The following is a 25,163-nucleotide window of genomic DNA, read 5'->3' on the forward strand; positions in this document are numbered from 1 at the left end:
CTGTCGGGACACCAAGCGACACCAAGGGACATCCATGACTCGCATCGCCATCAACGGATTCGGCCGCATCGGGCGCAATGTGCTGCGCGCCCTGCTGGAACGCGACAGCGACCTGGAGATCGTCGCCGTCAACGACCTCACCGAGCCCACGGCCCTCGCCCGGCTCCTCGCCTTCGACTCCACGGCCGGCCGGCTCGGCCGCCCGGTGACCGTGGACGGCGACACCCTCGTCGTCGACGGCCGCCGCATCAAGGTGCTCGCCGAGCGCGAGCCGGCGCAGCTGCCCTGGGCCGAGCTCGACGTCGACGTCGTGCTGGAGTCGACCGGCCGCTTCACCTCCGCCAAGGCCGCCCGTGCCCACCTCGACGCGGGCGCCAAGAAGGTCCTCGTCAGCGCCCCGTCCGACGGCGCCGACGTCACCCTCGCCTACGGGGTCAACACCGACGCGTACGACCCGGCCCTGCACACGATCGTCTCGAACGCCTCCTGCACGACCAACGCGCTCGCACCGCTCGCCGCCGTCCTCGACGAACTCGCCGGCATCGAGCACGGATTCATGACCACGGTGCACGCCTACACACAGGAGCAGAACCTCCAGGACGGCCCGCACCGCGACGCCCGCCGGGCCCGTGCCGCCGGGGTCAACATCGTGCCGACCACGACGGGCGCCGCCAAGGCGATCGGCCTTGTGCTGCCGCGCCTCGACGGCAGGCTGTCGGGCGACTCCATCCGCGTACCGGTTCCGGTGGGCTCGATCGTGGAGCTCAACACCACCGTCGCCCGCGACGTGACCCGCGAGGATGTGCTGGCCGCCTACCGCGCCGCGGCCGAGGGCCCCTTGGCGGGCGTCCTCGAATACTCCGAGGACCCGCTCGTGTCGTCCGACATCGTCGGCAACCCCGCCTCGTCGATCTTCGACTCGGCCCTCACCCGCGTCGACGGCCGCCATGTCAAGGTGGTCGCCTGGTACGACAACGAGTGGGGCTTCTCGCACCGAGTGATCGACACGCTGGAACTGCTCGCGAACGGCTGACCGGCGCCGGAGCCGTGATGCGGCTGTGACCCGGAAGTGTGGCCTCCGCCACGGTCCGCCTTTCCCGGGCCCTGATGGGGTGAGCCCATGCGCACAGCCGCCCCCCTCCTGCCGGTCCTCGCCCTGACCCTCGTCCTCGCGGGATGCGGGCAGGGGTCCGGACCGCCCGCGTCGGACGCGAGCCCCACCTCCCCGAACGACCCGCGCTTCCAGCCGCTCGACGCCTACGACATGTCCGACGACGACGTCGTCACGGTCGGCAGGGCGCGGTGGACGCTCGCCAAGGAGTGCATGGTCCGCCTCGGTTTCGAGGACCTGGAGAACCTGGACATCGACCCCGTCCCCGCCTGGCCCCGACGCCCGGCGGGCACAGGCATGCTGGAGCTCACCGCCTACGCCTCCGACGACCTGCGCTACGGCGTCCAGGACCCCGAGCAGGCCGCGCGGTACGGCTATCAGGCGGCGCGGATCGAGCACGAGCACCGCTACCCGGACAGGAGCTGGACCCTGTCCGAATACCTCGCGCTCACCGGCCAGTTCGTCGGGGAGGACCCGAAGAGCGTGCACGGCCACCCCATCCCCAGGCGCGGCTGTCTCGGTGAGGCGGACCGCGCGATTCACGGGACGAATCCGCAGGACCGGACGGACCCCGTCCTGGACCTGGGCACCAAGAGCATCCAGCAGGGGATGGCCGCTCCCGCCTGGAAACAGGCGGACCAGAAGTGGTCGGCCTGTATGCGCGAAGCGGGCTACCGCTACGCCACCCCCAGGGACGCCGAACTCGGCGAGGACCGCCGGAGCCAGGAGCTGGAGCAACGGCTGAACGGGTCGTCCCGCGACCCCGACGAGCCCTCCGCGCTGGAGAAGCGGACCGCGACCGCCGACGCCCGCTGCAAGCGGCGGACCGGCTACGTCCGCACCGTGCATGCCATCGACGTACATGTCCAGAAGGAGCTCATCGCCGAGCACCGGGCGAAACTGGAGGCGCAGCGCCGCTGGAACGACGACGCCGCACGCAGAGCCGAGGAGATCCTCGAGGACCGCTCGTGATCAACGTGTGACATGGTGGCGGACGGGCCACCACGACTCTGGTCAAGGAGAGCGCGATGGGAATGTACGAGGACGTCTTCCGGGCCAGCCTCGAAGACCCGGAGAGCTTCTGGCTGCGGGCGGCGGAAGGCGTCGACTGGGACGTGGCGCCGTCCCGAGCCCTGGACTCCTCGGGCGCGCCCTTCCACCGCTGGTTCCCGGACGGCCGGCTCAACGTCTGCTTCAACGCCGTGGACCGGCATGTCGAGGCGGGCCGGGGCGAACAGCCCGCCCTCGTCTACGACTCCCCGGTGACCGGCACCCGGCGCACCTACACCTACGCCCGGCTGAGGGACGAGGTGGCGGCCTTCGCCGGGGCGCTCGCCGGGCTCGGTGTGGGGCACGGCGACCGCGTGGTCATCTATATGCCGATGGTCCCCGAGGCCGCCATCGCGATGCTGGCCTGCGCCCGCATCGGCGCCGTCCACTCGGTCGTCTTCGGCGGGTTCGCCCCGCCCGAACTCGCGGTCCGCATCGACGATGCCACCCCCAAGGTGGTCGTCTCCGCCTCCTGCGGCATCGAGGGCAAGCGCGTCATCCCGTACAAGCCGCTGCTGGACCGCGCGATCGAACTCGCCGGGCACAAGCCGCAGAAGCGGGTCATCCTGCAACGCCCCCAGGAACCCGCCGAGTTGGGACCGGACGACCTCGACTGGGCCGACCTGGTCGCCGACGCGGCACCGGCCGCCTGTGTTCCCGTGGCCGCGACCGACCCGCTCTACATCCTCTACACGTCCGGAACGACCGGGAAACCCAAGGGAGTTGTCCGCGACTGCGGCGGCTGTGCCGTGGCGCTGCACTGGTCGATGGGCGCCGTCTACGACATCGGCCCCGGCGAGACGATGTTCACCGGGTCCGATGTCGGCTGGGTCGTCGGGCACTCGTACATCGTCTACGGGCCGCTACTGGCGGGCGCCACGACCGTGCTGTACGAGGGCAAGCCGGTCGGCACCCCGGACGCGGGCCAGTTCTGGCGGGTCGCCGCCGAGCACGGCGTCAAGACCATGTTCACGGCGCCCACCGCCTTCCGGGCCATCAGGAAGGAGGACCCGAAGGGCACCCTAGCCGCCGACTACGACCTCTCCCGGCTGCGTTACCTGTTCCTCGCCGGCGAGCGCCTCGACCCCGAGACCTACAGCTGGGCGAGCGCCCTTCTGGACATCCCGGTGATCGACCACTGGTGGCAGACGGAGACCGGCTGGCCGATCGTCGCCAACCCGGTCGGCATCGAGGCCGCCCCCGTCAAACCCGGCTCACCCACCCTTCCCCTGCCGGGCTGGGAGGTCCGCGTCCTCGACCCCGCCGGACAGCCCGTGCCGCCCGGCGTCGACGGCGCCATCGTCGTGAAGCTCCCCCTGCCGCCCGGTTCACTGCCCACCCTCTGGAACGACGACGCCCGCTTCGTCGCCTCCTACCTCTCCGCCTACGACGGCTACTACCTGACCGGCGACAGCGGACACCTCGACGAGGACGGCTACGTGTACGTCATGGGCCGCACCGACGACGTCATCAACGTCGCCGGACACCGGCTGTCCACCGGCAGCATGGAGGAGGCCCTGGCCGCCCATCCCGATGTCGCGGAGTGCGCCGTGATCGGTGTCGCCGACGACCTCAAGGGACAGGTTCCGCGCGGCTTCGTCGTCCTGAAAGCGGGCACCGAGCGCGACCCGGGGGAGGTCGAGGCCGAACTGGTGCAGCTCGTCCGCGAGCGCATCGGTGCCGTCGCCTCCCTCAAGGAGGTCGCCGTCGTGGCCGCCCTGCCCAAGACCCGCTCGGGGAAGATCCTGCGCAAGACGATGCGCGGTATCGCCGACGGCCACGACGAACCCATCCCGTCCACGATCGACGACCCGAGCGTCATCGAGACCCTGCGCCCGCTGCTCCACCACCCCGATCACACGGTCTGAGCCTCCGGCAGGGCCTGTTCCGCCCAGATCACCTTGCCCTGCGGGGTGTACCGGGTGCCCCAGCGCTCTGCCATCTGCGACACCAGGAACAGGCCCCGGCCGCCCTCGTCGGTCGTCGCGGCGTACCGCAGATGCGGTGAGGTGCTGCTGCAGTCGGCGACCTCGCAGATCAGTGTGCGGTCGCGGATCAGCCGTACATGGATCGGCCCGGAGCCGTAGCGGATGGCGTTGGTGATCAGCTCGCTCAGGATGAGTTCCATGGTGAAGCCGAGTTCCGACAGGTCCCATGCTTCGAGCTTCTGGGACACGGCGTCGCGCATCCCCGCGACGGCGGCCGGGTCCGGCGGCACGTCCCAGTCGGCGATCCGGTCGGCCGGCAGTTCCCGGGTGCGGGCGACGAGCAGGGCGACGTCGTCCTTGGGGCGCTCGGGGAGCAGGCTGTCCAGCACGTCCTGGCAGGTGTCCTCGGGCGACCGACCCGGGTGACCCGTCAGGGCGTCGCGCAGCAGTTCCATGCCCACGTCCAGGTCGCGCCTGCGGTCCTCGATGAGGCCGTCGGTGTACAGGACGAGCTGGGTTCCCTCCGGGAGGCACAGCTCCGCCGTCTGGAACGGCATGCCGCCCAGGCCCAGGGGCGGCCCGGCCGGCAGCTCCGGGAAGGTGACGGTTCCGTCGGGATGGACCAGCGCGGGCGCGAGATGCCCCGCCCGCGCCATGACGTAGCGGCGCGTGACGGGGTCGTAGATCCCGTAGAGGCAGGTGGCGCCCACGACGCCCGCCGCGCTCTCCGCCGCCTCGTTCTGGTCGATGCTCCCGACCAGGTCGTCCAGGTGGCTCAGCATGTCGTCGGGTGGCAGATCGAGGGCGGAGAAGTTGTGCACCGCGGTCCGCAGCCGTCCCATCGTGGCGGCGGCGTGGAGGCCGTGGCCGACGACATCGCCGACGGCCAGCGCCACCCGGCTCCCCGGCATGGGAATCACGTCGAACCAGTCACCGCCCACGCCGGACTGGGCGGGGAGGTAGCGGTAGGCGATGTCGAGGGCGTTCTGCTCGGGCATGGCCTGGGGCAGCAGGCTGCGCTGGAGGGTGACCGCCAGGGTGTGCTCGCGCGTGTAGCGGCGGGCGTTGTCGATGCTGATCGCGGCCCGGGCCACCAGCTCCTCCGCCAGCGACAGGTCCTCCTCGTTGAAGGGCTCGTGCTGCTGTGCGCGCCAGAAGCTGGCCATGCCCAGCACGACGCCGCGGGCCTGGATGGGCGCGGTGATGAGGGAGTGGATGCCGTGGTCGATGATCGCCCTGGCGCGTTCCGGGTCCTGCACGCGCCAGCCCGTGGCGTTCGGTAGATCGCTCACCAGCTGGGAGGCGCCGCTGCCGAAGCCGCGCGCCTGGGGCGTGGCGGGCAGATAGTCGAAGAGCCGGCCCGGTTCGGAGAGCGGATGGTCGTCCCGGATGCCGCTCACGGCCGCGCGTCGCATGTCCGTGCCCGTGGGGGCCGGTTCCTCGCCGTGCAGGACGGCGTCGGCGAGGTCCACGGTGACGAAGTCCGCGAAGCGGGGGATGGGGACCCGCGCCAACTCGTCGGCGGTGCGCAGCACGTCCAGGGTGGTACCGATGTGGAGTCCGGCGTCGTACAGCAGTCTGAGCCGTTCCCGCGCCACCTCCGCCCTGCCGGTGACCGCCTGCAGCTCGGTGGAGTCGCGCAGCGTCACCACCGTCTCCTCGGGGCCGCCCGCACGCTCCGTGGGCCGCTGGTTGACGGCGAGCAGCCGCTCTCCCGCCAGGTGCACCTCGTCGGTGGCCTCGCGCCCGGACGCGAGCAGCGCCTTCGTCCCGGGATCGAGACCCGGCAGGTCCGAGACATGCCGTCCCTCGACGTCAGGGGGCAGCTCCAGCAGCCGTCTGGCCTCGTCGTTCGCCAGCATCAGCCGCCCGTCCGCGGCCACGATCAGCACCCCTTCGCGGACGGAGTGGAGCACCGTGTCGTGGTGCTCGTACATCAGGGTCATCTCGTCCGGGCCCAGGCTGTGGGTCTGCCGTCGCAGCCGCCTGCCCACCAGCGCCGTCACACCGGTGGACAGCACGAGCGCTCCGGCCCCGGCGCCCAGGATGATCGGCAGTTGCCTGGCCAGCTGGCTCTCGACGTTCTTGACCTTCATCCCGGCCGAGACGAGGCCCACCACCTTGCTGTCGGCGTCCTCGATCGGGACCGTGGCCTGCACCTCGCGACCCAGCGGGCCGTTGACGTTCTCGACGTAGACCTTCCCCGCGAGCGACGGCCCGATCTCGCCCACGAACCGCTTGCCGATCCGGTCCGGCAAGGGGTGCGTGTAGCGGATGCCCTCGGTGTCCATGACCACGATGAAGTCGACGCCGGCGGCCCGGCGCGCCTCCTCGGTGAGCGGCTGGAGGATCTTGCTCGGATCCGGGGCCTGCAACGCCGCCAGGACGCCCGGTGAGTGCGCGAAGGTCTGTGCCACGGCGGTCGAGCGGCGCCTGGCCTCGGCGTTGGTGTCCCGCTCCGACTGCAGGATGAGAGCGAAGACGCCGCAGGCCACGAGCAGCACGACCAGAGCCACCTGGAAAACCAGCACCTGCCCGGCCACGCTGCGCGTGCTCTTGCTGATCAGACGCTTGAGCGAGAGGGGATGAAAACGGGCGAAACGATTCGCCATGCGACCTTTCTAGCATCGGTGATCCCAAGTGGCCAGAGCCCGCCCCGATCCGCGCTCCCCTCCGGGCCCGGCCGTCCGCCGGGGATTCTCGTGCGCGGTGCATGATCCTTCCGCGCCCGATAGGCATTTAGGTCGATATGATGCATTTTGTGATCATGTCTGCACGGCTGTGGCGCCGTCGCCCCGCCTACAGCGGCCGATGGGAAGCTGCCCGGCTGTCACCCGTGGTCCTGACCGTCCTCATCGCCACCCTGGCGTTCTCCACGCCCAGGGAGATCGCCGTCAGCCGTCTCCTGCCCGCCGCGCCGGCCCTCGCCGCCGCGATGTGGCCCGTGCTCCCCACGATGCTGCTGGGCGCGCTCTGCCTGCTCCTCATGATCGTCCTCAGCCTCTTCTACACCGACCTGGGAACGCAGTACACGTCGGCCGCGATCATCGCGGTCACCCTGGCGGCCGCCTACGGGAGCCATGTCCGCATCCAGCGCGAGGAGATCCTCTTCCAGGTACGGCTCGTCGCCGACGCGGCCCAGAAGGTGCTGCTGCGCCCGCTGCCGCGCCGTATCGACGAGGTCGAGATCGAATCGCTGTATCTCGCGGCCCAGGAACAGGCCCGGATCGGCGGCGACTTCTTCGAGGCCATCGGCACCCCGCACGGCGTCCGGCTGCTCATAGGCGACGTACGGGGCAAAGGTCTGTCCGCGGTGGGGGCGGCCTCGGCGGTGATCAGCTGCTTCCGGGAGGCCGCGTACGACGAACCCGACCTCCAGGGCATCGTCCAACGCCTGGAGACCACCGTCACGCGCCACAGCGCCGCGTTCCCCGCTCAGGACGAGCCCGAGCACTTCGCCACCGCGCTCCTCGCCGAGATCCCGCACGGCGGCGGCCACCTGCGCCTCCTCAACTGCGGGCACCCCCCGCCGCTGATCGCGCACTGCGGAAAGGTCCGGGTCCTGGAGCCCACCGTCCCCTCCCCGCCCCTCAACCTCGCGGCGCTCATCGGCGACCGCTACTGGGTCGACATGGTCGCCTTCGCCCCCGGCGACCAGCTACTGCTCTACACGGACGGCGTATCGGAGACCCGGGACCACTCCGGCCAGTTCTTCCCGCTGCCGGACTGGATGCGGGAGCAGGGCCTGGAGCATCCCCGCGAGCTGCTGGACCAGCTCCACCGGGACCTGCTCCAGCACAGCGGTGGACGGCTCGACGACGACATCGCGGCTCTCGCGCTGAGGCGCTCCGGGGTGCGGGATCGGGGGGAGGCGGGCGTGGAGCTCTGAGCGCTTGTGCCGGTCTGCCGAGGCACTTCATTGGCGGGTCTGTACGGCTTCGCGCCGCCGACGATCAGTTGCTGCTCCACGCGGACGGCGTATCGGAGGCGCGGGACCACTCCAGGGCAGCGCGGCGGGCGGCTCGACGACGACATCGCGGGCCTCGCGCTGAGGCGCTCCGGGGAGCGGGACCGAGGGGGAGCCTTTGTGGCGGCCTGTCGGGGAGGCGCTTCCCTCCCGGTTCATTGACAGGTCCGGACCAAAGCGCAACGCTGAGAGCGCTCTCAGAATTTCTCGAATCGGCCGTCGTCGAACGGAGACAGGGCATGTTACGGACACTCCGACACCGGGCCGCAGCCGTGAGATGGTCCCTCATCACGGTTCTCGCGGGCGCACTGCTCGGGACCGGCGTGGGGGCGCCGGCCCACGCCGCCGTCCCCGCGACGATCCCCTTGAAGATCACCAACAACTCGGCCCGCGGCGAGCAGGTGTTCATCTACAACCTGGGCACCGAACTGTCGACCGGACGACAGGGGTGGGCCGACGCGGGCGGCACGTTCCATCCCTGGCCGGCGGGTGGGAATCCGCCCACTCCCGCGCCGGACGCCTCGATCCCGGGCCCTGCGGCGGGGCAGTCGGCGACCATCCGCATACCGAAGTTCTCCGGCCGCGTGTACTTCTCCTACGGCCAGAAGCTGGTGTTCAAGCTGACCACCGGAGGCCTGGTCCAGCCCGCCGTGCAGAACCCGACCGACCCGAACCGGAACATTCTGTTCAACTGGTCGGAGTACACACTGAACGACTCCGGCCTGTGGCTCAACAGCACCCAGGTCGACATGTTCTCCGCGCCGTACGCGGTCGGCGTACAGCGAGCGGACGGCAGCACCGCGAGCACCGGCCGGCTCAAGCCCGGCGGGTACAACGGCGCCCTCAACGCCCTCAGGGCACAACCCGGAGGCTGGGCCAACCTGATCCAGACCCGCCCCGACGGCAGCGTGCTGCGCGCCCTGTCGCCGCTGTACGGAGTGGAGACCGGGGCACTGCCGGCGTCGGTCATGGACGACTACGTCAACCGCGTCTGGCAGAAGTACGCCACCTCGACACTGACGGTCACGCCCTTCGCCGACCAGCCCGCCACCAAGTACCACGGCCGGGTCTCCGGCGGCGTCATGAACTTCACCAACAGCGCAGGCACGGTCGTCACCAGCTTCGAGAAGCCGGACGCCTCCTCAGTCTTCGGCTGCCACAGGAAGCTCGACGCACCGAACGACCTCGTACGCGGCCCGATCTCCCGCACGCTCTGCGCGGGGTTCAACCGCTCCACGCTCCTGGTCAACCCCGACCAACCCGACTCCGGTGCCGATGCCTTCTACAAGGACGGAGTCACCAACCACTACGCCCGGGCGATCCACGCGCAGATGGCCGACGGGAAGGCGTACGCGTTCGCCTTCGACGACGTCGGCCATCACGAGTCACTCGTTCACGACGGCAGCCCGCGCCAGGCCTACCTCACCCTGGAGCCCTTCAACTGACCTCAGAGGCCAGGTCATTCGAGGCGTTCGGTGTAGGCCTCGGTGGGAGGTGCCGGTGTGGGGCTGGTCATGCCGACCGACCAGAAGCTCGTGATGCCTGGGACGGAGGTCACGTCGTTGAGGTACGGCGCCGGCGCCGTACCCCCGGCCGGGCCTCGGACGACGGTCCAGGCGTCGCCGTCGCGGTGCAGATAGGTACTGCGGCTCTGGTCCCGGTAGTTCCAGCCCGTGATCCATACGGCGCGGCCCTGTGCGTCGCCGGCGATTCCGCTCAACGACCCGACGGTGAAGCCCACTTCCTCCCGCGTCCAGGAGGTGCCGTCCCAGTGGCTCAGGGCAGGGCTGCCGGGGCGGCCGGGCGGGCCGCCGATGCCGGCCTCGGTGCCCACCGCCCAGACGTCGTCCGGACCGGCCGCGTGGAGATCGGCGACGCCCAGCCGCAAGCCCGCGATCGGGGGCAGGACCGTCCACGACCCGTCCCAGCGGGCCACAAGTCCCGACCAGCCGCCGCCGTTCGACTGGTCACCGCTCACCCAGACCTCACCCGAGGAGCGCAGGACGACCCGGTACAGACTCGCGCTCTCGACAGGGAGCGGGTCCAGCCATTGCCACTCCCCGCCATCCCCGTGGAGCAGCCGGACGCCGCCGCCCCGACTGCCGCAGATCCACACCTGCCGGTCCGGGCCGACCGCCACCGCGGTGAGGCGGACGTCCGACTCACCCACGCCCGGGAACGTGGCCTCGCGCCAAGTCGTCCCGTCCCAGCGCAGCAGCGGGCTACCGGTCCCGACCGGCTGGGCCACACTCCATGCCGAGGCGGCGCAGACACCGGCGACGTCGGTCAATCGGGTGTGGCTCAGATGCGACAGGTCGGTCTTCGTCCAGGCACCGCCGTTCCAGAGCATGGCCAGCCCCCGTCCCTGCGACGGTCCGGCCCGCCCCTCCTCGCCCACCGCCCAGGCCAGTTGAGGTCCGGCAGCGGCGATACGGCGCAGCTGAGCGGCCGGAGTGCTGCCGGGCGCCGGCACGGCCTGCCAGCCTTCTGCCCGGGGCGCCGGTACATCGGCCCGGGCCACGGCCGGGCCGAGCGCGAACCCCGAGGCCGTGCCGATCGCCCCTGCTAAGAATCGTCTTCGTCTCACCGCTGGGTCCCTCCAGTCGGATGGGCAGACAGGAGGAACCACCGTGAATCAGTGAACCGCGCAGGTCTAGTCGTCCAAGTGACAAATCCCCCCGAAATCCCAGCGATGCCGGTTCAGGCGCCCGGCGTCAGGCCCAGGGTGTTGAGCACCCCGTACACGCCGAGGAAGAGGATCGCCGCGCTGCTGATGACGAGGGCGGCGGTGAGCCAGAGGTTGGCGCGGAAGCGGGGCGGGACGCCGGTGTAGCGCAGGCGCCAGACCGCGATCACCACGGCGAGGAGGAAGATGCCGCCGCCGATGCCGCCGATCTGCACCATCAGGACCGGGGACTGGACCCACAGGAAGAACGACATCCACACCGGGGGCAGGCACCAGGTGAGGATCCGGATGGTGCGGGTGCGGACGCGCATGTCCTTCCAGTCGATCACGCCGAGCAGACCGAGGGTGTTGGTCCACAGCCGAGGGACGCTGGCCGACGAGGCGACAGTGACCGAGAAGAGCACGGAGATCGCGCCGGCCAGGAAGAGGTACTCGGCCCAGGGGCCGAGCGTGTCGGTGTAGCTGTGCGACAGCGTGGTGATCATGTCGTTGCCCTCGGGCACCAGACCCTGCGGATGCAGCACCGAGGCGCCGATCACGTAGAACGACAGAGTGCACAGGGTGCACACGATCCAGGACACGCCCACGTCGAGCCGCATGACCTTGAGCCAGCCCTCGGCGCGCCGGGCGCGCTGCTCGGTCCCGTCGTCCGGGCCGGTCCAGCGGGCGTAGCCCTTCTCCAGACACCAGTAGGTGTACGTCGTCATCTCGTCGGCGCCGACTCCCGTGATGCCGAACATGGCGAGGGCGATGCCGACCGTGCCGGCCGGGATCTGGAAGCTGAGCCCGTCGACGAGCTGGTCGGTGCCGTAGCCGAAGGCGGTCAGAGGAAGGGCGAGGGCCAGGCCGACGGTGATCACCGTCTTGAGCGTGATGCCGATGACCTCCACCCGCTCCACGACGTGGTACTTGCCCGTCTGGAGGATGAGGATGGCCGCGGCGGTGACGATCACGGCCCAGATCGTGAGGGAGGCGGTGCTCAGCGACCCGCCGTGGATCGGGAAGAGGATGGAACAGGCGGCCGCGGTACCGCCGATGATGCCGCCGCGCTGGAACATCTTGGCGAAGTCCATGCCGATCCACAGCCAGTTGATCCAGCTGAGGCGGCCGATGCGGGGGCCGACGTCACGGAAGCCGTCCAGCGCGGGGCGGCCGTTGAGAATGGTCCAGCGGGCCAGCTCCATCTGCACCCAGACCTTGACCGCGGTGGAGATGATCACGAGCCACAGCAGGGCGAAGCCCGCCTTCGCGCCGAGCGCGGTGGTGGTGATCAGCTCACCGGAGCCGACGACCGCGGCGGACAGGATGAGCCCGGGGCCGAGGTGGCGCAGGCGGCCGCGGAAGGTGTCGGGGGCCGGGCGGGCGTCTTCGGCGCGCAGCGCGTACGGGTCGGGCTGCGGGGGTGGCGGTGCCGCGGCGGCGCCGTCGGTCGACGTTATGGCCATGTCAGGTCCTAGGGATCCTCCGGCGTCGTCGCCGGTATCCGGTATGGGGACGGGCGTGGGGGGGGCGGGTTTGGAGGTGACCGGGCTCAGCGGGCCTGGTGGTGGGGCGCCTCGCCCGCCAGTACGCGCACGACGTCCTCGGCCACCATCGCGCCCATGGCCTGGTTGGCCTCCGGAGTGCAGGCGGCCATGTGCGAGGTGAGGAGGGTGCGGGGCGCCTCGCGCAAGGGGTGGTCGGCGGGCAGGGGCTCGGTGCTGAAGGCGTCGAGGGCGGCGGCCCCGAGGTGCCCGGAATGCAGCAGGGCGGCGAGCGCGCTCTCGTCGACCAGGCCGCCGCGTGCCGCGTTGACCAGGATCGCGCCCGGCCGCATCGCCGCGAGGCGGGCCCGGTTCAGCAGTGGCGTGCCGGACGGGTCGGGCGGGGAGTGCAGGCTGACGGCGTCGGCGCGGACCAACAGCTCGTCGAGGGCGGCCGGTTCGGCTCCGCGCGCGCGGACGTCGTCGTCGGTGACGTACGGGTCGTGGGCGAGTACGCGCATCCCGAAGGCCTGGGCGTAGCCGGCGAGCAGACGGCCGATACGGCCGAAGCCGATGATGCCGAGCGTTCTGCCGTGCAGCTCGGGGCCGAAGAACTTCGGCCAGCCGCCCGACTCCACCGCGCTGTGCGAGGCGGTGAGGGAGCGCGCCGCCGACAGGAGCAGACCGAAGCTGTACTCGGCCACCGCACGGGAGTTGCTGCCCGGCGCGCACACCACCGGTATGCCGCGCGCGTGGGCGGCGGCCACGTCGATGGTGTCCACGCCGACGCCGTGCTTGGCGATCACCTTTAGGCGGGGAGCGGCGTCCAGCACCTCGGCGGTGATGGTGTCCATGCCGACGATCAACGCGTCCGCCCCGGCGGCGTGGGTGAGGAGTTCGGCGGTGGGCAGGGCCGCGTCGGCGCGGGGGCGGAACGGTCCCGCCCCGGCCTCGTCCAGGATCTGCCAGGGGCGCGCCGAATGCCGGGCGAAGGTGGGCGTCGTGATGAGCGTGGACGGCATCAGCGCGCTCCGCCGCGCGCCGCTTCGAGGTGGGACGTGGCGATCTTCTGGAGGTGTACGACGTCGGCGGCGACCGTGGCGAACGTGTAGCCCTCGGCCAGGCGCCGGGCGGCGCTCGCCCCGTCGGCGTTGTGGATGCCGGCCGCGATCCCCGCCGACTCGGCCGCCTTGCTGATGCGGGCCAGGGCCTGCTCGAACTCCTCCTGCACGGACGGGTCGGTGGACGTCGCGCCGCCGATGGCCAGGCGCAGGTCGGACGGGCCGACGTAGATGCCGTCGAGGCCGGGCGTCGCGCAGATCGCCTCCACGTTGGCGAGACCGTCGGCCGTCTCGATCATCGCGAGCACGGCGGTCTGCTCGTGGGTGTCGGCCGGGTTGGGCCCGATCCGGAGCTGGGCGCGCATCGGCCCGTACGAGCGGCGGCCGAGCGGAGGGTAGCGGACGGCGGCGACGGCGTCCGCGGCGTCCTGGGCGTTGTCGATCAACGGGACGATGACGGCGGTCGCGCCCGCGTCCAGCGCCTTGCCGATGTAGGTGAGGTCGTTGGCCTCGACGCGCACCATGCCGACGGCGGTGCTGCCCTTGGTGTCGGTGGCCAGGAGGTTGTTCAGCATGCCCTGGTAGCCGAAGAGTCCGTGCTGGGCGTCGAAGGCGAGGTAGTCGTAGCCGATGCGGGCGAGGCGCTCGGCGGCGATCGGGGAGTCGAGCAGGGACCAGTAACCGATGAGCCGCTCCCGGGCGCGCAGGGCGGCGGTGAACTCGGCTGAGGTGCGGCCGGTTGCCATGATGTCTCCGTAACTGCAGGGGGCGGGGAGGTCGTCAGCGGTTGTAGGCGGGCATCGGGCCGCGGAGGCGGGCGCCCACCTCGTCGCAGGCCGCCAGCACGTCGGCGGGCAGCTCTCCCGCGCCGGCGGCGGCGATATTGGCCCTGAGGTGGTCGACCTTCGAACCGCCGAGCAGCAGCGCGTCGGTGGAGGGGCGGGACAGCAGCCAGCGCAGGGCGAGCGCGGTCAGCGGCAGGCCCGCGTCGTCGGCGATACGGGTGAGGTCGGTGACGGCGCGGAAGAGGTCCTCGTTCCAGTACCGCTCGCGGTACATCGCGGCCAGCCTGGAATCACCGAATCGGCCGCTGCCCGGGGCCTGCCCGAAGGCGTGGCGGCCGGTGAGCAGGCCGCCGCCGAGCGGGTTGTAGACCATGGTGCGCAGGCCGGTGACGGCGGCGTACTCGACGTACTCCTCCTCGATGCGCCGCGCCAGCAGGTTGTGCAGCTGCTGGGCGACGACCGGGCGGGGCGCGCCGACCTCGTGAGCCACTCGGCCGAGCTCGGCGATCTGCCAGGCGGCGAAGTTGGAGACGCCGAGCGCGAGGACCTTGCCCTCCCGCACGAACTCGGCGACGGTCGCCAGGGTCTGGGCCGTCGGTGTCGCGCGGTCCGGCTGGTGCAGGTAGAAGAGGTCGACATGGTCGGTGCCCAGACGCTTCAGGCTGCCGTCGAGGGCGGCGCGCAGGCCCTCGGGGGAGAGCGGCGCGTGGTCGCCCTGGTCGGGGTGCGGGATGCCGGCCTTGGTGGCGAGGACGATCCGGTCGCGGCGCCCGGGCAGCAGCTCGGCGAGGAAGCGCTCGCTCTCGCCGCCCGCGTAACCGTTGGCGGTGTCCACGCCGGTGATGCCCGCGTCGAGCGCCGCGTCCAGCATCGAGGCGGCCGTCGTGCGGTCCACGGTGTCGCCGAAGGTCATCGTGCCGAGGACGAGACGGGACAGCGGGACGGGGACGTGCGGGAGTTCGATGCCGACGGTCACGGCGTTTCCTTCCGGGGCGGGTGATGCGATGTCGTGGCGGATGTGCGCATCTCCGGTGGTGCCGGGCGGCGGGCCGGGCGCCTGATGTGCGTCCCCGGTGCGCCTGGTGCGTCGCATGGGCGGGTGGCGTCGCCGTCCATGGGTGACAGGCGTCGACGCCATGAGGAACGCTCGCATGGCTGCGCGGAACGCGCAAGGGATCTCGCGTGAATCGCGCAAGGAGTGTCATCATCCGGGCGGGTCGATCGTGCTCTGGTTCACCGCCCGACACAGTGCGCATGGTCTCCGGGACGTCGTGCGTCCGGACGGCGTCCCCCTGCACGGGCACGGACGGCCGACGCGTCGCGCTCCATCGCCGAGGCGTTGCGGCCGTACTGGCACAAGCGCTGCGCAGATTGCGCAGACTCACCGCGCACGGCGCGCACGGCACGTCTGCCTGCTGCCGGCAGGGCCGGGCTCGCCCGCCGCCCCGACCTCGTCCTGACCGGCGGTGAGACGGCGCGTGCCAGATGCCGTACGGGTGCCCCCGTTCACGACCGAGGGCGCGCCCCCTGGCCGTCCCCGCCGCGCGGCCGAGCGGTGCTGTCGCGCAGCACGAGGCGGGTCGGGACGAGCGTGGTGCCGTGTCCCGTCGGGTCCTGTCCGGGGCGGCGGATCTTGCTCAGGACCCCTTCGACGCAGAGTCGGCCCACTTCGGGGAAGTCCTGGTGGACGGTGGTGAGGGGCGGGAGGAAGGACGCCGCCTCGGGGATGTCGTCGAAGCCGACGACGCTGATGTCCTCGGGGACCCTGCGGCCGCGTTCGTGCAGGGCCCGCAGCAGGCCCAGGGCCATCTGGTCGTTGGCGGCGAACACGGCCGTGCAGTCCTGCTGCTCCGCGATCCGCAGACCGGCCCGGTAGCCGGACTCGGCCGACCAGTCGCCGCGCACGAGGGGCGGGGGGCGGCGGCCCGCTTCGGTGAGGGTGGTGTGCCACGCGTTGGCGCGGCGCTGGGCGGCGAACGAGTCCTCGGGCCCGGCCAGGTGCCACACCGTGTCATGGCCGAGGTTCAGCAGATGCCGTACGGCGTCGCGGGCGCCGCCCACCTGGTCGGTGTCGACCACGGTGTAGCGGTCCCCGGCGTCCGAGTCGGCCACCACGACCTGGACGCCGGGCGGCAGTGAGACGGTCGCCGCGTCCAGCAGATGGATCTCCATGATGACGATGACGGCGTCCACGGCGAGTTCGCCCAGCCGGGAGAAGGCCCCGTTCACCTCGTCCTGCGTCGGCACGGCGACGGGCAGGAGCGTGACGGCGTAGCCCTGCTGGGCGGCGGACGTGGCGATGGCCTCCAGGGTGCGGATGTTGCCCATGGTGGAGAGGGAGAAGGTGATCACGCCGAGGGTGCGGAACTCGCCGCGTTTGAGCGCCCGCGCGGCGCTGTTGGGCCGGTAGCCCAGCTCCCGCATGGCGGCCATGACCTGTTGCCGGGTCTCGTCGGTGACGCCGGGGAAGCCGTTGGAGACACGGGAGACCGTCTGGGAGGAGACGCCGGCCAGGTGCGCGACGTCGGCCATGGAGGCGCCCCGGCGGGGACGGGCGGCCCGCCTTCTCGTGCCCGCCGGTGTGCCGTCACCGTCCGCTGTGCCCACTTTGCCTCCTGGCTCTCCGGACCGCGCAACTTTCGGTTCGGAACGACTCCTTGACCACTGAGATTCGGACAGTGTAGACATCCCGCCAGTGCATGTTTACGTAAACATTACGAGCCGAAACTAGACGAGAACGCACTGAACCGCACCTAACCGAACCCTGCTGGAGTACTCGACATGGCACACAGCACCCGTAAGAGAAGGCTCCTGGGGGTCGGCGTCACGGCCCTCGCGGCCGGGACCGTTCTGGCCGCCACTACGCTGCCGGCCGCGCACGCGGAGACCACCGCCGCCGCTTCCGTCACCGTCGCGCCCGACCCCTCCTACCAGCAGGAGAAGTTCGAGGGCTGGGGCACAAGCCTGGTCTGGTTCGCCAACGCCACCGGCGACTACCCGCCCGCGATACGGGAGAAGCTGGCGAAGCTCCTCTTCGGCGACGACGGCCTCGCCCTGAACATCGCCCGCTACAACATCGGCGGCGGCAACGCCCCCGACGTCAAGGACTACCTGCGGGCCGGCGGAGCGGTCGAGGGCTGGTGGAAGGCCCCGGCGGGCACCACCCGCGAGGACGTCGACTGGTGGGACGCCGACGACCCCGCCGACTGGAACAACAAGGCCGACAAGACCCAGCGCTGGTGGATCGACCGCATCAAGAAGGACATCACCCACTGGGAGACCTTCAGCAACTCGCCGCCGTGGTTCATGACCGAGAGCGGCTACGTCTCCGGCAACTTCGACGCGGGCAAGGACCAGCTCAAGACGGAGTCCGTCGACGACTTCGCCAAGTATCTGGTGGGTGCCACCGAGCGGCTGGAGAAGGCGCACGGCATCAAGGTCGACACCCTCGACCCCTTCAACGAGCCGAACACCAACTACTGGGGCACCAAGCTCGGCGCGGACGGCGAACCCGTCGGCGGCCGGCAGGAGGGCGCCCACATCGGCCCCGAGCTCCAGCAGAAGGTGATCCGCGCGCTGGGTCCGACGCTGGAGAAGTCACGGACCGGCGCCGAGATCTCCGCGATGGACGAGACCAACCCCGGCACCTTCTCCACCAACTGGAACTCTTACCCGCAGGAGGTCCGCGACCTCGTCGGCCAGATGAACGTCCACACCTACGGCACCAGCCAGCGCACCACCGTGCGCGACCTGGCCAAGGCCGCCGACAAGCCGCTGTGGATGAGCGAGGTCGAGGGCGACTGGGGCGACGGCCAGAGCTTCACCGACATGCGGCCGGGCCTGGGCCTCGCCCAGCGCATCGTCGACGACCTGCGGGAACTGGAGCCCAAGGCCTGGGTGTTCTGGCAGCCCGTCGAGGACTACGACAACATGAAGCCCGGCGGTGAGTCCGCGAAGGGCGGCAACTGGGGCGAGATCCAGCTCTCCTTCAGCTGCACCTCGAAGGACACCCTCGAGAGCTGCCCGATCTACACCAACACCAAGTTCGACACCGCCCGTAACTTCACCCACTACATCAAGCCCGGCGACCGGCTGATCAAGACGGACGACACCTCCAGCGCGGCCGCCGTCTCCCGCAAGGGCGACGCGGCGACCGTCGTCCACGTCAACAGCACCACCGAGGCCCGCGACATCACCCTCGACCTGTCGAAGTTCGGCCGGGTCTCCTCCCGCGCCACCGTCACCCCCGTGGTGACCAGCGCCGACGGCAAGCTGGAACGGCAGAAGCCGGTCCGGGTCACCGGCAAGCAGGCCACCGTCACCGTGCCCGCCCAGTCCGTGACGTCCTTCCTCGTCAAGGGTGTGTCCGGTGTCGCCAAGGACGCGGCCGAGCTCCAGAAGGGCCACACCTACCGGCTGACCGGCGTCCAGAGCGGCAAGGACCTCACCATCGCCGACAACGGCACCGGCCTCGTCATCAAGAGCGCCGCGGCCGACCCGACCGGTCAGCAGTGGAAGGTGGAGCAGATCCGCGGCGACGACAACCGCAAGCGGTACGTCTTCGCCGAGGCGACGCAGGACAAGCGGCTCGCCATCCGTGACGGCAAGCTGGTGGCCGAGCCCGACGAGGGCCGACGCGACGACGCCGCCCAGTGGATCATGTCCAGCACCGGCGACGGCACCTGGACCCTCGTCAACGCCGCCACCGGCCAACTCCCTGACGTCGGCGGCCAGTCCACGAACGAAGGCGCCGCGGTCGGCGTCTGGCAGCCCAACTCCGGCGCCAACCAGCGCTGGAAGGTGACGGAGGTGACGACGGGCACGGCGTCCGACAGCGACGGCTCGCGCGCCGGGTAACACCTACGGCGCCGCCCCGGCTGCGACCTTCACGCGGCCCGGGGCGGTGCCGTCGTATGCATGGCCATGGGTCGAGCCCGGGAGGGGCGACAAAGCAGGGTGAATCCCACGTGCCGGTGCAGGGAATGCATCGGCCATGAGCGATGACGCCAAGGGCGGAAGCAGCGCACCCGAGACTGAGGAATCGACCCGTCGCTACTACGAGACCAGCGATGTCGACGCCTTCTACGACGCTGTCTGGGGCGGGGAGGACATCCATATCGGGATCTACGCTCACGAACAGGAGGGGATCGCGGAGGCCTCCCACCGCACCGTGCAGCGGGCCGGGGACCGGATCGCGGACCTCCTCGGCCCTGGCGCGACCGTGCTCGACCTTGGTTCGGGGTACGGCGGCTCGGCCCGAGTGCTCGCCGAGCGGTTCGGGTGCCGGGTGGTGGCCCTCGATCTCAGCGAGGAGCACAACCGGCGCCACCGCGAGGCCAACGCCGGCCGCGGACTCGACGGGCTGATCGAAGTCGTCACCGGCTCCCTGAATCACCTGCCCTACGAGGCGGAGCGCTTCGACGTGGTGTGGTCCTTGGAGGTGCTGTGCCATGTGACCGACCGGGACGGCGCGTTGGACGAGGCGGTGCGGGTGCTCAAGCCGGGCGGGGCGCTGATCTTCTCGGACATCATGGCGGCCGAGGACACTCCGCCCCAGGCCCTGCGGCCCGCACTGGCCCGGCTCGGCGTGCAGAGCCTGGCGACGCGGTCCTTCTATCTCAAGAGCCTGTCCAGGCTCGGCCTGCAGGCCGACTTCGACGACCACAGCGCGCACCTCGCCACCCATTACGCGCGTCTCGACGAGGAAGTGCGCCGCCGCTCCGCCGAACTGCGCCGCGTCATCAGCCCGGCCTACGTCGACGATCTGCTGGCCAACCTTCCCCTGTGGACGGACCTCACCCGCCGGCAGCAGCTGCGCTGGGGCCTCTTCCACGCTCGCCGCACCGGCTACTGATTCGGTTCGGCCCAGATCGTCCGGACGTGGCCGACGTCCCTTTGCCGGCGGACGGCTGCGGGGGAGTCGGAGTTAGGGTGCCGGGTCGGCCGACTTCGAGAACTACTCGGTCCTCAAGCCCGGCGGGCACCAACCGCCCCAGCTGAACACGCTGTTCGACGAGGTCGTCGCCTGGAGCACCGCCCTGGCCGGCGCGAAGGCCGCCTGATGCGGGGCGTCACGAGGGGGAGGGAACGTCGCCCTCAGGGCTTCCGCGAGGGAAGCACCGCCCGTACCTCCCACCCCACCCCACCGCGCGGCCCGGTCGCCAGTTCGCCGCCCAGTGCCGTCACCCGCTCCTTGAGGCCGACGAGGCCGAAGCCGCCGCCGTGGGCGGCTGCCGGGAGTTGGGTGCTGCCGCGGCCGTCGTCCGTCACGGTCACCTCCAGCCGGCCGGTGGCATCGCGCAGCCCGACCTCGATGCGGGTGGCGTCGGCCGCGTGCCGGCGGATGTTGGTCAGCGCTTCCTGGACGACTCGGAAAGCGGCGGCCTGCACCTCGTGCGGGAGGTCGTCGGGCAGGGCGGGGTCGAGGTGCAGGACGACCTGTTGGCCCGGGGTGGCGAAGCCCTCGGTCAGTTCCGCGATGCCCGCGAGGTCGCCGACCGGTCGATGGCCCGCCTCGGAAGGCGTGTCCCGCAGGACGCCGACCGTGCGGCGCATCGAGGCGAGGGCCTCGGTCGCGGCGCGTTCGATGCCGGCCAGGACGGGGTCCAGGTCCTGCGGCTGGGTGGTCGCCATCATGCGGGCCACCTGGGTCTGCACCAGGATGCCGGTCACGTGGTGGGCGACGAAGTCGTGCAGGTCGGCGGCGATGGCGAGGCGTTCGCCGCGGCGGGTCTCGCTGACGGCGACGGTGCGCCGGTAGTCCATCGAGCGCAGATAGCCCGCGAGCCCGCCGACGAGGCCGACCAGCAGCAGGCCGATCATCTCCAGGCCCATCAGGTCACTGCTCAGCGTCACATCGCCGCGTACGGGCAGCGTGAGCAGTGCGACGGCGTCGAGGACGCCGCACACCAGAGCCCAGGGCGACGGACAGTGCCGTACGGCGATGAAGAGCAGGGACAGCAGGATCATGATCTCGCCCGGACCGAACACGACCGGCCCTTCGACCAGCAGCGATGCCGCTGTGAGGAGGATCGAGGCGAGCGCGGGCACACCGGTGCGCACCTGAGGGGTGAGCCACTCGGGCCGCCGCCCGGCCGGCCACAGCACGGCGGCGAGTCCGATGAGCACCACGGCCAGGGTCTGCCAGACGGGGTCCGCGGTCGGCAGGACACTCGACCCGTCGGCGCCGGCGTAGAGAACCACGTCGATGACGGACGCGGCGAGCAGGACGCCGACGGCGAGGCCACGGGCGCAGCCCCGGGCGGAAGCAGGCTTCATCCCGATCACAGTAGGCCGGCCGCCCGGCTGCGGAATCGGCCGAACGGCCGAGGAGCCGCCCGCGACCATGGCCGTTCGGCCGAGGCGCGCGCCCGGGCCCGCGGGCGAGATTGGAGCCGCACCCTGGAAGTTCGAGCGCCGAGAAGGGCCACGCCCCACCATGAGCACCGTTCTGGCCGGATACGGCCTCGTCAAGAAGTACGGCTCCACCACCGCCCTCGCCGGCGTCGACGTGGAGGTCCGCGAACGCGACTCGCTGGCCATCATGGGCCCGTCCGGGTCCGGAAAGTCGACCTTGCTGCACACCCTCGCCGGGATCATCCGGCCCGACGGCGGCCAGGTGCTGCTGCGCGGCGAGCGAAGCGAGATGGGGGTCCCCCCGGCCGAAGGCTGGGGGCGCATCGACAGGCTCGGCGAGAACCGGCTCAGCGCGCTCCGCCGCAAGCGGTTCGGGTTCGTGTTCCAGTTCGGCCAGCTGCTGCCGGAGCTGCCCGCCGAGGAGAACGTCGCGCTGCCGCTGATGCTGGAGGGCGTGCCGCGCGGGAAGGCCGTCGAACGGGCCCGCCGCTGGTTCGCACCGCTCGGCCTCGAAGGGCTGGAGGGACGCCGCCCCGGCCAGCTCTCCGGCGGCCAGGCACAGCGCGTCGCCATCGCCCGCGCCCTGGCCGTCGAACCCGACGTCGTCTTCGCGGACGAACCGACCGGCGCCCTGGACCAGAACACCAGCGCCGAAGTCATCCGGCTTCTCACATCCGTCACCCGCGCCTCCGGCGCCGCCCTGGTGATGGTCACCCACGACGCCGACGTCGCCGCGCACTGCGACCGCGTCCTGCATGTCCGCGACGGCCGCATCAGCAACTACAGCCAGTACACGGTCGCCTGACCCCGACCGCACACCACCGGAGAGCCCCATGCGTTCCCCCGTCCTGCCCCTGACCTGGCACCTGACCAGGTCCGCCGGCCGCCGTGGCCTCCAGAGCCACCTCCTCGCGGCCGGTGCCGCCGCCGTCGGCTCGTTCCTGCTGCTGGTGATGGTCGCCGTCTCCCTCGGTGCGGGCACCCGCGCCGACCACACGACATGGCGCACCCCCGATGCCGTACCGGCCAAGGACGCGACGGCGGTCCAGGTCACGACCACGACGTACGTACGCCAGGAACCCGTCACCGTCGTCAACCTGGCCCAACGGCCCGACCGCGAGCAGACCCCCGCGCCCCCCGGCCTGAGCGGCTTCCCGAAGCCGGGCCAGGTGTACGTCTCTCCCGCCCTGGCCGAGCTGCTGCACAAGCTCCCCGCCGGCCAACTCGCCGACCGCTTCCCGAAGACGAAGACCTACGGCACGCTCGGTGCCGCCGCTCTCGCCTCCCCCGACGAACTGGTCGCGGTGGTCGGGCGGGCGCCCGGTGACGCGGCCGTGGCCAAGACCGCCGGGGAGCAGAACTACTACGACGACGGGCTGACGAAGCGCGCGCCGGTCTCCGGGTTCGCCGACACCAAGGCGAGCGTGTTCACCGGCGCCGACCAGGGGACCGTGCTGCTGGGTGTGGTGCTGCTCGTCATGCCGGTCGTCGTGCTGGCCTCGGCCGCCGGACGGCTCGGCGCGGCCCGGCGTGAACAGCGGCTCGCCGCCCTGCGCCTTGCCGGGGCGACACCGCGCCAGATCCTCGCCATGACCGCCGCCGAATCGGCGGGAGTCGGCGCGGCGGGCGCGCTGGCGGGAGCGCTCGCCTACACGGCGCTGCTGCCCGCGCTCGCCGCACTCCCGTACGGCGTCGGCGGCTGGTACACCGGCCAGTTGTGGGTCGGACTGCCGTGGCTGGCCGCGGTCGTGGCCGCGGTGACCGCCCTCATCACGGTCAGCGCGGTGACGATGCTGCGCAAGGTGGCCACCTCGCCCCTCGGCGTGGCCCAGCAGGCCGATCCTCGTCGCACCCGGGCGATCCGACTGCTGCTGTTCGTCGCCGTCCTGCTCTACATCTGGGCGACCACGGGCCAGGGCGGCCAGCTGAAGACCCAGCAACTCCTCGCCCTGCTGGGGCTCTTCTACGGCGCGTTCTGGCTGTTCGGCCCCTGGGTCGTGGACCGGCTGGGCCGCATCGTGGGCCGCCGCGCCAAGCGCCCGGCCACGCTGCTGGCCGCGCGCCGGCTCAGCGACGACCCGCGCGGGGCCTGGCGCACCGTCAGCGGCCTGGTGCTCGCCGGGTTCGTGGCCGGGTTCTTCTCGGTCAGCTCGCTGGGTTCCGAGGGCCCGAGCCATGAGGGCCAGGTGGCGGTGATCACCGCGAACGCCGCCGACGCCCGGCACACCGCCGCCGAGGCCCGTACCGCGTTGCACCGGGCGGGCGTCACGGCGACCGTCAGCGTCACGAGCGAGGACGACTTCGACAGTCTGCTGAGCGGAGTCGACGGCGTGATCGCCGATGTCCCCGGTGGGCAGGAGCGCATCGACACGGCCGTCACCGCGCTTACGCCGCTGGGTTCGGGCAGGTACCCTTTCACGCAGGCGTACGTGTCCGCTCCGGACGACACCATCACCGCCCGGGTCGCCACCGTGAGCACCGCCACCCTGGTGCTGAGCTTCCTCGTCGCCGCCGCCTCCGCCGGGCTCACCGCCGCCGCGAACGTCCTCGACCGGCGCCGCGTGTACGGCCTGCTGCGACTGGCCGGCACCCCGCTGGAGGTCCTCGACCGGGCCCGCGTCCGCGAGACGGTCATCCCGCTGGCCGTCCTGGCGGGCGGCACCACCGCGATGGGCGCCTTCGGTGCCATGCAGCTCAACAAGGCGGCCGGCACCACGATCAACACCTCCGGTGCCGTGGAGCTGGTGATCTGCCTGGCCGTCGGCGCACTGGCCATGCTCGCCGCCATCACCGCGAGCAGGCCGCTGCTGCGGAAGGTGACGGCGGGCCCGGCACAGACGGCGGACTGACCGGCGTCAGATATCCCGACGTCCCACTTTCTCCTCGCTGACCGCGGAGAGGTGATCGCGCAGGAAGTCGGCGGCTTCGGTGCGCTTCCCGGCGAGGAGCAGGTCGGCGAGCCGTACGTGTTCGGCGCAGCGGACGAGGGCGCGATCGCGTTGAAGTGAGCGCCGGTACTCGATGAGGCGGCGCAGGCGGTCGACGCGGCGCAGGGCGTCGATGAAGAAGGAGTTGTGGCTGCAGGCCATGACGACTTCGTGGAAGCGGCTGTTGAGGTCGTACAGCCGGGCGTTGCCGATGTCCCGGATCTCGCCGTCCACCAGGCGCTGTTGCTGGGCGCGGACCGTTTCGAGGGCGTCGCGGTCCAGGACGAAGCCGGGTTCGAGGAGGGCGGCGGGCTCGATGGTGAGGCGGAAGCGGTAGCTGTCGGCGTAGGCGTCCATCGAGGTGAGCATGGGCTGGAACTCCCAGCCGTAGCCGGGGAGTCGTTCGATCCAGCCCTCGACGGCGATACGGCGCAGGATGTGGGTGAGCTGCCCCGGCATGAGGTCGTAGCGGCGGGCGAGGGTCTTCTCGGTGACCCGGTCGGGCAGTTCGCCGGCGAGGCGGTCGGCGGCGATGTGGAGGTAGGCGTCCTCGATGCCGTCCTCGGTGGCCGGGGCGGGGGCTGCCTGGGCGAGGTCCTGGCCGGTGAGGGCCACGGTGTAGCCGCCGCGTTCGGCCGGGGCCACGACGCCGTCCTCCGCCAGCAGGCGCAGGGCCTGGCGGACGGGAGAGCGGGAGACTTTCAGCTGGTTGGCGAGGGCGCGTTCGACCAGGCGTGTGCCTACGGGCAGTCCGCCCTCGGCGATGTGCTGGACGATGTGCGCCGCGGTCCGGCGCGCCAGGGGAGTGGGCGGCGTCATCGTCTGGTGC

General features: G+C 71.5%; 18 protein-coding genes. 9 read left to right on the forward strand and 9 right to left on the reverse strand.

Annotated features, from left to right (window positions below; genetic code table 11):
- Positions 1–34 precede the first annotated feature (34 nt).
- The 3 genes from gap (at position 35) to IE325_RS22745 (ending at position 4,029) form a co-directional block, all read left to right on the forward strand.
- Positions 35–1,033 carry a type I glyceraldehyde-3-phosphate dehydrogenase gene (gene gap, locus IE325_RS22735; protein WP_190071846.1) on the forward strand — a complete coding sequence of 333 codons (999 nt, stop codon included), beginning with the start codon at positions 35–37 and terminating at the stop codon, positions 1,031–1,033.
- A gap of 87 nt (positions 1,034–1,120) precedes the next feature.
- The gene (locus tag IE325_RS22740; RefSeq protein ID WP_190071847.1) at positions 1,121–2,083 is read left to right on the forward strand and encodes a hypothetical protein; all 963 of its coding nucleotides are present in this window, start codon (positions 1,121–1,123) and stop codon (positions 2,081–2,083) included.
- Between the two features lie 56 nt (positions 2,084–2,139).
- Positions 2,140–4,029, forward strand: coding sequence for an AMP-binding protein (locus tag IE325_RS22745; RefSeq protein WP_190071848.1), 1,890 nt, complete (start codon positions 2,140–2,142; stop codon positions 4,027–4,029).
- On the opposite strand, the gene IE325_RS22750 is transcribed toward IE325_RS22745, so the two are convergent.
- Positions 4,017–6,701 carry a SpoIIE family protein phosphatase gene (locus IE325_RS22750; RefSeq protein WP_229911931.1) on the reverse strand — a complete coding sequence of 895 codons (2,685 nt, stop codon included), beginning with the start codon at positions 6,699–6,701 and terminating at the stop codon, positions 4,017–4,019. The two genes, IE325_RS22745 and IE325_RS22750, sit on opposite strands and share 13 nt — an antisense overlap.
- 155 nt (positions 6,702–6,856) lie before the next feature.
- Here IE325_RS22750 and IE325_RS22755 point away from each other — a divergent pair, with 155 nt between their 5' ends.
- Together IE325_RS22755 and IE325_RS22760 are read left to right on the forward strand one after the other, a co-directional pair.
- Positions 6,857–7,978, forward strand: coding sequence for a PP2C family protein-serine/threonine phosphatase (locus IE325_RS22755; protein WP_229911932.1), 1,122 nt, complete (start codon positions 6,857–6,859; stop codon positions 7,976–7,978).
- 317 nt (positions 7,979–8,295) lie between these two features.
- A complete protein-coding gene (locus IE325_RS22760) occupies positions 8,296–9,501 on the forward strand; it encodes a glycoside hydrolase family 64 protein (protein ID WP_190071850.1) in 1,206 nt (401 codons plus the stop codon).
- A gap of 14 nt (positions 9,502–9,515) precedes the next feature.
- Here IE325_RS22760 and IE325_RS22765 read toward each other — a convergent pair whose 3' ends face one another.
- The 6 genes from IE325_RS22765 to IE325_RS22790 form a co-directional block, all read right to left on the reverse strand.
- A complete protein-coding gene (locus tag IE325_RS22765; protein ID WP_190071851.1) occupies positions 9,516–10,643 on the reverse strand; it encodes a hypothetical protein in 1,128 nt (375 codons plus the stop codon).
- 113 nt (positions 10,644–10,756) lie between these two features.
- Entirely contained in the window at positions 10,757–12,187 is a 1,431-nt protein-coding gene (locus IE325_RS22770; protein ID WP_190071852.1) for an Nramp family divalent metal transporter, read from the reverse strand.
- Between the two features lie 86 nt (positions 12,188–12,273).
- On the reverse strand, positions 12,274–13,227 hold the full coding sequence (locus IE325_RS22775) for a phosphoglycerate dehydrogenase (protein WP_190071853.1): 954 nt from the start codon (positions 13,225–13,227) through the stop codon (positions 12,274–12,276).
- Positions 13,227–14,012 carry an HpcH/HpaI aldolase family protein gene (locus tag IE325_RS22780; protein ID WP_190071854.1) on the reverse strand — a complete coding sequence of 262 codons (786 nt, stop codon included), beginning with the start codon at positions 14,010–14,012 and terminating at the stop codon, positions 13,227–13,229. Before IE325_RS22780 ends, IE325_RS22775 begins: the two co-directional genes overlap by 1 nt.
- A 34-nt stretch (positions 14,013–14,046) precedes the next feature.
- Positions 14,047–15,027: an aldo/keto reductase gene (locus tag IE325_RS22785; protein ID WP_229911933.1), complete on the reverse strand. Its 981-nt coding sequence runs from the start codon at positions 15,025–15,027 to the stop codon at positions 14,047–14,049.
- Between the two features lie 530 nt (positions 15,028–15,557).
- Positions 15,558–16,583: a LacI family DNA-binding transcriptional regulator gene (locus IE325_RS22790; RefSeq protein WP_190071993.1), complete on the reverse strand. Its 1,026-nt coding sequence runs from the start codon at positions 16,581–16,583 to the stop codon at positions 15,558–15,560.
- Between the two features lie 249 nt (positions 16,584–16,832).
- Between IE325_RS22790 and IE325_RS22795 the strand changes: the two genes are divergently transcribed.
- Positions 16,833–18,908, forward strand: a complete 2,076-nt coding sequence (locus tag IE325_RS22795; protein ID WP_190071856.1) for a glycoside hydrolase — start codon at positions 16,833–16,835, stop codon at positions 18,906–18,908.
- Between the two features lie 136 nt (positions 18,909–19,044).
- Positions 19,045–19,905 carry an SAM-dependent methyltransferase gene (locus IE325_RS22800; RefSeq protein ID WP_190071857.1) on the forward strand — a complete coding sequence of 287 codons (861 nt, stop codon included), beginning with the start codon at positions 19,045–19,047 and terminating at the stop codon, positions 19,903–19,905.
- Positions 19,906–20,147: 242 nt separating this feature from the next.
- Here IE325_RS22800 and IE325_RS22805 read toward each other — a convergent pair whose 3' ends face one another.
- Positions 20,148–21,329 (reverse strand): sensor histidine kinase, encoded by a 1,182-nt coding sequence (locus IE325_RS22805; RefSeq protein WP_190071858.1) that lies wholly within the window; start codon positions 21,327–21,329, stop codon positions 20,148–20,150.
- A 160-nt stretch (positions 21,330–21,489) separates the two neighbouring features.
- Between IE325_RS22805 and IE325_RS22810 the strand changes: the two genes are divergently transcribed.
- Positions 21,490–22,212, forward strand: coding sequence for an ABC transporter ATP-binding protein (locus tag IE325_RS22810; RefSeq protein ID WP_190071859.1), 723 nt, complete (start codon positions 21,490–21,492; stop codon positions 22,210–22,212).
- 28 nt (positions 22,213–22,240) lie between these two features.
- Positions 22,241–24,256, forward strand: coding sequence for an ABC transporter permease (locus IE325_RS22815; RefSeq protein WP_190071860.1), 2,016 nt, complete (start codon positions 22,241–22,243; stop codon positions 24,254–24,256).
- Between the two features lie 6 nt (positions 24,257–24,262).
- On the opposite strand, the gene IE325_RS22820 is transcribed toward IE325_RS22815, so the two are convergent.
- The gene (locus tag IE325_RS22820) at positions 24,263–25,153 is read right to left on the reverse strand and encodes a GntR family transcriptional regulator (protein ID WP_190071861.1); all 891 of its coding nucleotides are present in this window, start codon (positions 25,151–25,153) and stop codon (positions 24,263–24,265) included.
- Between the last annotated feature and the right edge of the window lie 10 nt (positions 25,154–25,163).

Source organism: Streptomyces lanatus (genome assembly GCF_014655715.1).
GTDB classification, from domain to species: Bacteria; Actinomycetota; Actinomycetes; order Streptomycetales; family Streptomycetaceae; genus Streptomyces; species Streptomyces lanatus.

Bases quoted from the DNA above. Each gene is read 5' to 3' on its own strand.
- gap (WP_190071846.1), top strand. From the start codon at position 35: ATGACTCGCATCGCCATCAACGGATTCGGCCGCATCGGGCGCAATGTG.
- IE325_RS22740 (WP_190071847.1), top strand. From the start codon at position 1,121: ATGCGCACAGCCGCCCCCCTCCTGCCGGTCCTCGCCCTGACCCTCGTC.
- IE325_RS22745 (WP_190071848.1), top strand. From the start codon at position 2,140: ATGGGAATGTACGAGGACGTCTTCCGGGCCAGCCTCGAAGACCCGGAG.
- IE325_RS22750 (WP_229911931.1), bottom strand. From the start codon at position 6,701: ATGGCGAATCGTTTCGCCCGTTTTCATCCCCTCTCGCTCAAGCGTCTG.
- IE325_RS22755 (WP_229911932.1), top strand. From the start codon at position 6,857: ATGTCTGCACGGCTGTGGCGCCGTCGCCCCGCCTACAGCGGCCGATGG.
- IE325_RS22760 (WP_190071850.1), top strand. From the start codon at position 8,296: ATGTTACGGACACTCCGACACCGGGCCGCAGCCGTGAGATGGTCCCTC.
- IE325_RS22770 (WP_190071852.1), bottom strand. From the start codon at position 12,187: ATGGCCATAACGTCGACCGACGGCGCCGCCGCGGCACCGCCACCCCCG.
- IE325_RS22775 (WP_190071853.1), bottom strand. From the start codon at position 13,227: ATGCCGTCCACGCTCATCACGACGCCCACCTTCGCCCGGCATTCGGCG.
- IE325_RS22780 (WP_190071854.1), bottom strand. From the start codon at position 14,012: ATGGCAACCGGCCGCACCTCAGCCGAGTTCACCGCCGCCCTGCGCGCC.
- IE325_RS22790 (WP_190071993.1), bottom strand. From the start codon at position 16,583: ATGGCCGACGTCGCGCACCTGGCCGGCGTCTCCTCCCAGACGGTCTCC.
- IE325_RS22795 (WP_190071856.1), top strand. From the start codon at position 16,833: ATGGCACACAGCACCCGTAAGAGAAGGCTCCTGGGGGTCGGCGTCACG.
- IE325_RS22800 (WP_190071857.1), top strand. From the start codon at position 19,045: ATGAGCGATGACGCCAAGGGCGGAAGCAGCGCACCCGAGACTGAGGAA.
- IE325_RS22805 (WP_190071858.1), bottom strand. From the start codon at position 21,329: ATGAAGCCTGCTTCCGCCCGGGGCTGCGCCCGTGGCCTCGCCGTCGGC.
- IE325_RS22810 (WP_190071859.1), top strand. From the start codon at position 21,490: ATGAGCACCGTTCTGGCCGGATACGGCCTCGTCAAGAAGTACGGCTCC.
- IE325_RS22815 (WP_190071860.1), top strand. From the start codon at position 22,241: ATGCGTTCCCCCGTCCTGCCCCTGACCTGGCACCTGACCAGGTCCGCC.
- IE325_RS22820 (WP_190071861.1), bottom strand. From the start codon at position 25,153: ATGACGCCGCCCACTCCCCTGGCGCGCCGGACCGCGGCGCACATCGTC.